The sequence below is a fragment of the Streptomyces sp. NPDC086519 genome, from assembly GCF_040686075.1.
Taxonomy (GTDB): domain Bacteria; phylum Actinomycetota; class Actinomycetes; order Streptomycetales; family Streptomycetaceae; genus Streptomyces; species Streptomyces shenzhenensis.
In genome coordinates, this window is record NZ_JBFBJL010000135.1 from 1 (window position 1) to 6888 (window position 6888).

At 71.4% G+C, this 6888-nt stretch carries 7 protein-coding genes; 4 read left to right on the forward strand and 3 right to left on the reverse strand.

What is annotated here, in order from left to right; translation table 11 throughout:
- Positions 1–120: 120 nt before the first annotated feature.
- The 3 genes from AB0P24_RS47350 to AB0P24_RS47360 form a co-directional block, all read right to left on the reverse strand.
- Entirely contained in the window at positions 121–663 is a 543-nt protein-coding gene (locus tag AB0P24_RS47350; protein WP_365805614.1) for a VOC family protein, read from the reverse strand.
- A 33-nt stretch (positions 664–696) separates the two neighbouring features.
- Positions 697–1470: an SDR family oxidoreductase gene (locus AB0P24_RS47355; RefSeq protein ID WP_365805616.1), complete on the reverse strand. Its 774-nt coding sequence runs from the start codon at positions 1468–1470 to the stop codon at positions 697–699.
- Positions 1471–1541: 71 nt separating this feature from the next.
- Positions 1542–3056 carry an amino acid adenylation domain-containing protein gene (locus AB0P24_RS47360; RefSeq protein WP_365805618.1) on the reverse strand — a complete coding sequence of 505 codons (1515 nt, stop codon included), beginning with the start codon at positions 3054–3056 and terminating at the stop codon, positions 1542–1544.
- A 214-nt stretch (positions 3057–3270) separates the two neighbouring features.
- Between AB0P24_RS47360 and AB0P24_RS47365 the strand changes: the two genes are divergently transcribed.
- The 4 genes from AB0P24_RS47365 (at position 3271) to AB0P24_RS47380 (ending at position 6777) form a co-directional block, all read left to right on the forward strand.
- Complete coding sequence (locus AB0P24_RS47365) at positions 3271–4113, forward strand: NAD(P)H-binding protein (protein ID WP_365805620.1); 843 nt, start codon at positions 3271–3273, stop codon at positions 4111–4113.
- A gap of 124 nt (positions 4114–4237) precedes the next feature.
- Entirely contained in the window at positions 4238–5434 is a 1197-nt protein-coding gene (locus tag AB0P24_RS47370; RefSeq protein WP_365805622.1) for an FAD-dependent oxidoreductase, read from the forward strand.
- Positions 5435–5492: 58 nt separating this feature from the next.
- A complete protein-coding gene (locus tag AB0P24_RS47375; protein WP_365805624.1) occupies positions 5493–5720 on the forward strand; it encodes a phosphopantetheine-binding protein in 228 nt (75 codons plus the stop codon).
- Between the two features lie 13 nt (positions 5721–5733).
- Positions 5734–6777 (forward strand): ketoacyl-ACP synthase III family protein, encoded by a 1044-nt coding sequence (locus AB0P24_RS47380; RefSeq protein WP_181802130.1) that lies wholly within the window; start codon positions 5734–5736, stop codon positions 6775–6777.
- The last annotated feature ends 111 nt before the right edge of the window (positions 6778–6888 follow it).

Below are 6888 nucleotides of genomic sequence, written 5' to 3' on the forward strand. Positions count from 1 at the left end.
CAGCCGGACCACACCTGGACGGCCGCCTGGCTCAACGGCGCCACGATGTCATCGGCGTAGTAGCCGCTCTTCTGGGCCCCGCCCGAAGGCGGGGGCCCCAAGCCGTCCTCGGCGCGTCCGTCAGCCGACGGGCGCCTCCCGCTGTACGGCTGCCGGGTCCGCTCCCGCGATCCAGGCGTCCATGGACGGCTTCATCAGGGTGTTCAGCAACTCGACACGGATCCCGCCGAGTCCGCGGTGGTACACCCACATCAGCCTGCCGTCCGCCTCGAAGTCGTTGGAGGCCTCGACCTCGAGACCCAGCCCCACGAGTGCGGCCGAGACCTCCTCGATGCGTTCGTCCTCGGCCCAGTAGCCCACGTGGTGCGCCCCGTTGCTGCCCTCGGACACCCACACGGTGCCGGGTATCTCCTCGACCAGTTCCAGCCGGGGTTCCTCGAGCGAGAGCACGAACCGCTGCGAGGCCTGCCGCAGGCCGTGCGGCGTGCGCGCGCTCACCTGGAGTTCCATGACACTGGTCCAGTGGTAGCCCGCCAGCTCGCCCAGGGTCTTCATCGCCGACTCCAGGTCCTCCACCACCAGTCCGGTGTGGAACAGGGCCTCAGGGGCGAGGACCGAGCCCGCTGCGGGGCCGGTCTGGTGCCGGTCAGCTGTCTTCGACATCGGTGTGCCGTCCTTTCCTTCGTCCGGTTTCGGTCAGACCTGCCGTGCCCGCACCAGATCCGCGCCGCCGTCCATCGTCAGGATCTGTCCCGTCATCCAGGCACTGCTCGGTGCGGCGAGCAGAGTGATCCACCGTGACACGTCCTCCGGTACACCGGTCACGCCCATCGGAACGCTCCTGGCGGCCTGCTCGAAGAGCTCGTCCACCTGCTGGGCGGTCATGCCGTGCGACTCGTAGACCTCGGTGCGCACCCAGCCGGGAGCCACCGCGTTCACGCGGATGCCCCGGGGAGCCAGCTCCAGGGCCCAGGTGCGGGTGAAGATGTTCACGGCCGCCTTGCTCGCCGCGTACACCGAGGCCATCGGGGTCGGGTTGTGCCCGGCCGGACTGGTGACGAACACGATGCTGCCGCCCGGCGAGGTCAACGCCGGCAGCAGCCGGTTGGTGAGGATCACCGTGCCCAGCACGTTGATGTCGAAGAGTTCACGGGCCGCCTCCGGGTCGATGTCGCCCACGGCGCCGATCGTGTGCACACCGGCGTTGTGGACCAGGACGTCGACGGCCCCGCCCCACTCGCCGACGGCCTTGGCGACCGCGTCGGCGCCGCTCTCCGTGCTCACGTCCGCGCACACGGGGACGATGGCCGGATGCAGCGCCGCCACCTCGTCCAGCCGGTCGGGCCGCCGCCCGGTGACGATCACCCCGGCGGCTCCCTGCTCGGCGAAGGCGAGCGCGGTGGCGCGACCGATTCCGGTGGCACCGCCGGTGACCACGACATACTGCGGCGTACAGGGCTGCTTGGTCATGCTCCGTCCTTTCAGGTGTGAACTCCGCCATCAATCCAGACCGGACTGGAATCCAGGTCGAGCGGAACCGGTCAGACGTAGATGGACTTCGACGTCCAGTCGGGGGTGGGCAGCGCCCTGCGGTCGGTCTTGCCGTTGCCGGTGACCGGCAGCCCGGCAAGCGCGACGAAGGCGGCGGGGATCATGTGCTCGGGCACCCGCTCGCGCAGGTAGGACCTGAGCGCACGCCGGTCGAGCGACTCGCCCTCGGGCACCACCCAGGCCACCAGGCGGCGGTCGGCCAGATGGTTCTCCCGCACCCCGACCGCGGCACTGCGCACCTGCGGATGACCGGCCAGCACGCTTTCGAGCTCGCCGGGCTCGATGCGAAAACCCCGCAGCTTGAACTGGTCGTCGTTGCGGCCGAGGAACACGACGACGCCGTCGGGGCGACGCGCCGCCAGATCTCCGCTGCGGTAGTAACGGCCCGGCGATCCGTCGAAGGACGCGCTGACGAAGGCCTTCGCGGTCAGGTCGGGACGCCGCCAGTAGCCCCGCGAGACCCCGGCGCCACCGATCCACAGCTCTCCGGGAGCACCGTCCGGCAGCGGCTCGCCCGAGTCGCCGACGATGCGGACGTCGACGTTCTGGACGGGAGTGCCGATGGGCACGGAATGCCCGAGGTCCTCCCGCGGGTCGATCCGGTGACACAGGGCGAAGGTGGTCGTCTCGGTCGGCCCGTACCCGTTGACGACCCGGCAACCGGGGACGGAGGCCCAGAACTCGCGGATGTGCGGGACGGAGAGCACGTCCCCGCCGGCCAGCACCGTGCGCAGCCCGACGAAGGCCTTCACGTCCACCTCGATCTGCCGGTGGAAGAGCGCGGCGGTCAGCCAGAGCACGGTGATCCCCTCCTGCCGCAGCAGGGTGCCGAGTTCCTCGGCCTGCACCTGCCGCGGCGGTGCCAGCACCAGCCGGGCGCCGTTGAGGAGCGCGCCCCAGATCTCGAAGGTGGAGGCGTCGAAGGCGACCGGCGCGAGCTGAAGGATCCGGTCGTCGGGGCCCAACTCGACGTAGTTGGGGTCGGTCACCAGGTTCGTGATGTTGCGGTGCTCGACCATGACCGCCTTCGGACGGCCGGTGGATCCCGAGGTGTACATCAGGTACGCCAGATCGTCGGCCCGCGGCGCGGGCGTGTCCGGCGTCGCCTGCCCGCCGGCCGCCGGACGGGCGGGGACCTGGAGGACGGGTATGCCGTACGGCGCGAAACGGCCGGTGTCCTCCGGCCCGCACAGGACGGCACGCACCTCGGCGTCCGCGAACACCTCGGCCACGCGTGCCGCCGGGTCCTCGACGGAGATCGGCACGAACGCCGCGCCGGCCCCGAGCACACCGAGCAGCGCGGCGACGAGCCCGGGGGAGCGCTCCAGGCAGACGGCGACCCGGTCGCCCGGAACCACACCCGCGGCGTCGGCGAGCACGCGGGACACCTCCCGGGCCCATCCGTCGAGCAGGGCATAGGTGAGGCGGTCGTCACCTGCGGAGACCGCCACCGTGTCGGGGGCGTCGGCGACCCGACGGCGAAACGCTGCGATTACCGATGTCATCGGCCTGGCTCCTCTCGAGAATCCCGGAGCGGCAGGGTCCGGGAGACCGCTCGACCGACGGTGGAACCGGACAGCCCCGACCGGCGGATCAAGGCATGCGCGAGCGCGAACCGGTTCACTGAATCGCCGGCTCCGCATAAGCCCGACGGGCTGATGGACCATTCGTCGGGCTCCCCCCAACCGAGCCGGAACCGCACTCGACGGGAGTACAACCGTGACCATCCTTGTGACCGGGGCGCGTGGCACCATCGGGCGTCGCGTCCTCGACCGCTTACACGCCGCAGGGCACACCCTGCGCGCCTCCAGCCGCACACCCGAGGAGCTGGTCGTTCCGGCCGGAGTCGACGTCGCCGCCCTGGACCTGAACCGCCCGGGGACCTTCGACGCCGCGCTGCGCGGTGTGGACAAGGCCTTCCTCTACGCCGAACCCGAAGGGGCCAAGGACCTGTTCGCCGCGGCCGCTCGGGCCGGTGTCCGACATGTCGTCCTGCTGTCCTCCTCGACGGTCGGCGAACCCGGCGCCGAGACAGACCCCCTGGCCCTGCACCACGCGGCGGTGGAGGACGCCCTGGCCGCATCCGCGCTGTCGGCCACGGTGCTGCGGCCCGGCGCCTTCGCGGGCAACGCGTTCGGCTGGCGCGAGGCCGTCCGCGGCGGACAGCCCGTGCGACTGCCCTACGCGCAGGCCCACACCGCGCCCGTCCACGAGGACGACGTCGCGGACGTCGCCGTCGCCGCACTCGCAGACGAGGCGCTCGCCGGCCGGACCCTCACGCTCACCGGCCCCCGGTCCCTGTCCTTCCGGGAGCAGATCGGCATCCTCGCCGCCCTCCTGCGGCGCGAGATCCCCGTGCACGAGCTCACCCGGCAGGAGGCCGTCGAGCAGATGGGCCGCTTCGTGCCGGCGCCGGTCCTCACCTCGCTGCTCGACCAGTGGGCCGCGTCGGTGGACCGGCCCGTCACGGTCACCGACACGGTGGAGCGGGTCACGGGCCGCCCCGCACGGACCTTCCGGCAGTGGGCCGAGGAGCACCTCGGCGCCTTCGCCCAGGACTGATCGAGCGGGTCTCGAGACGGGGCTGCCAAGGTGCCCTCAGGTTGCCCCCCAACCAGGTGGGCCGGGCGACACCGCCCGGCCCACCGCCGAACCGGAGGGCAGATCCGTGACTTGGAGGTCCGGAATGTACGACGTCATCGTGGTGGGGGCGCGGGTCGCGGGTGCCGCCACCGCTCTGCTCCTGGCGCGGGCGGGCCGTCGGGTGCTGCTCGTCGACCGGGCCCGGTTTCCCAGCGACACCCTGTCCACGCACTACATCCACCAGCCGGGGATCGCCAGACTCGCACGGTGGGGCGTGCTGGACGCGGTCCGGGCCACCGGCTGCCCGGCTCTCGACCGTACCGTGTACCAGGTGGGCGACGTCCGTCTTGACGGGGGCACCGTGCCCGCCCACGGCCAGTCGGCGGCGTACGCGCCGCGCCGCTACCTGCTGGACCAGATCCTCGTGGACGCCGCCGTGGCCGCCGGAGCTCAGTTCCGGGACGGCTGCTCCGTCTCCGGCCTGGTGTACGAGGGTGACCGGGTCGTGGGCGTCAAGTGCCGTTCCGCCGCGGGGACTCCCGTCGAGGAGAGGGCCCGGCTGGTCGTGGGCGCCGACGGGATGCGCTCGGCCGTCGCCAAGGCCGTCGGCGCCCCGTACACGGTGCACGACCCCCTGATGTCCTGCATCTACTTCACCTACTGGCGCGGCGTCACGTCCCAGTTCGAGCTGTACGAACGGCCCGGCCGCTGGATCGGTGCGATACCGACCAACGACGGCGCCACGCTGATCGCCGCGTACTTCCCGCAGGCGGAGTTCGACCGGGTGCGCGGTGACGCCCTCGAGCACTACCTGGAGAACATCCGCACGACCGCCCCCGACCTGTACGAGCGCACGGCCGGCGCGGAGCGGGTCGAGCGGCTGCGCGGCACCGGTGACCAGCAGAACTTCTTCCGCATGCCGAACGGCCCCGGATGGGCCCTGGTCGGGGACGCCGCGCACCACAAGGACTCGATCACCGCGCGGGGCATCAGCGACGCCTTTCTTCAGGCCGATCTGCTGGCCGACGCGGTCGGCGGCGTCCTGGACGATCCGGTCCGCCTCGACGAGGCGCTGCGGCGGTACGGGGAGCAGCTCCAGGACGAGCTCTTCGAGGGGTACCGCAACACCCTGTTCGTCAGCCGGCTCGAGGTCACGCCCGACCGGATGGCGATGCTCCGCACGGTCCAGCAGTCCCCGGAGCTGACAGAGCGCTACTTCGCGGTGGCGGCCGGCGGCATGTCCGTCGACGAGCTGTACGACGAGGAGTTGCACAGCCGGCTCGAACTCGACGCGGTGTGAACCGGGCCACCGTCCCGAGCGGGGCCACCTACCGACGCAGAAGACAACGGAGGCACCAGTGACCGAAGCCGAGTGGGAGAACGAACTCTGCCTGCTGTTCGGCGAAGTTCTCGGCATGACGGACGTCGAAGCGGAGGACAGTTTCTTCGACCTGGGCGGGCATTCCCTCCTGGCGTCCAAGCTGACCCGGCGCCTGCGGGAGTCGTTCGGAATCAAGATTCCGGTACGCCGCGTCTACCAGGCACCCACTCCCGGGACCCTCGCGGCGTACCTCTACGCGTCCTGAAGGAGGGACAGACATGCGCTGGAACAATCTGTACGTCGCCGGTGTGGGGGCCTACCTGCCCGAGCGCGTCGAGACCGCCGACGAGGCGATCGCCGCGGGCCGGTACACGGAGCACAAGCGGTCCCTGAACGGCTTCCGGTCGGTCCACGTGGCCGCCGAGCACGAGACCGGGCCGACGATGGCGGCGATCGCGGGGCGCCAGGCGGTGGCCAGGTCGGGGCACGGGCACGACGAGTTCGGGCTCGTCCTGCACAGCTACATCGGACACCAGGGGCTCGACTTCTGGACGCCGGCGAGCTTCGTGCAGCGGGAGACGGTCGGCGGTTCGGCACCCGCGTTCGAGATCAAGCAGGGCTGCAACGGCATGCTGGCGGCCTTCGAGGTCGCCTCCTCGTACGTGACGTCCCGCCCGGACGTCACGGCGGCCCTCGTCACGGGCGGCGACGCCTTCCGCATGCCCTACATCGACCGCTGGGGTTCGGACGAGCAGAACGTCGACGGCGACGGCGCGGCGGCCGTCGTACTGTCCGGCCGGGGCGGATTCGCCCGCGTGAGGGCCTCGTACTCGCACGGTGACCCGTCGCTCGAACCGATGGGACGCAGTGGTGCCGGCTGGACGGACACGCCGTTCGCCGGGGGAGAGACGATCGGCGTCAGCGAGCGCAAGTCGGACTACCTGCTCGCCGAGGACATGGACTTCGACGACGCGATCGAGAAGATATCGGCGAGCGTCCAGCTGTCCATGAAGCAGGCGCTGCACGAGGCCGAGGTGGAGCTGTCCGACGTCCGCTTCTTCCTCCACCAGAACCTGGCCCTGTCGATCGTGACGCACGGCCTCTACGGCCTGCTGGGGGTCGACCGCGACCGCACGACCCACGAGTGGGGACTGGGCGTCGGCATGGTCGGCACCGCGGATCCCGTCCTCGGCCTGCACCGGGTGATGGAGACCGGTGCACCGAAGCCGGGGGACCTGGTGGTCCTGCAGGCGGCGGGCGCCGGCTATGTGTGGACCACGGTCGTGCTGGAGATACTGGACGTCCCGCACTGGGAGAACTGACCTCCCGGGGCACGGAGAGGGGGAGCGGCCGGAACCGGCCGCTCCCCCACACCGTGTGTGGGCCGGCCCGGCGGTGCGCGGCCACACCCCCAACCGATGTAGCCGGTGGTG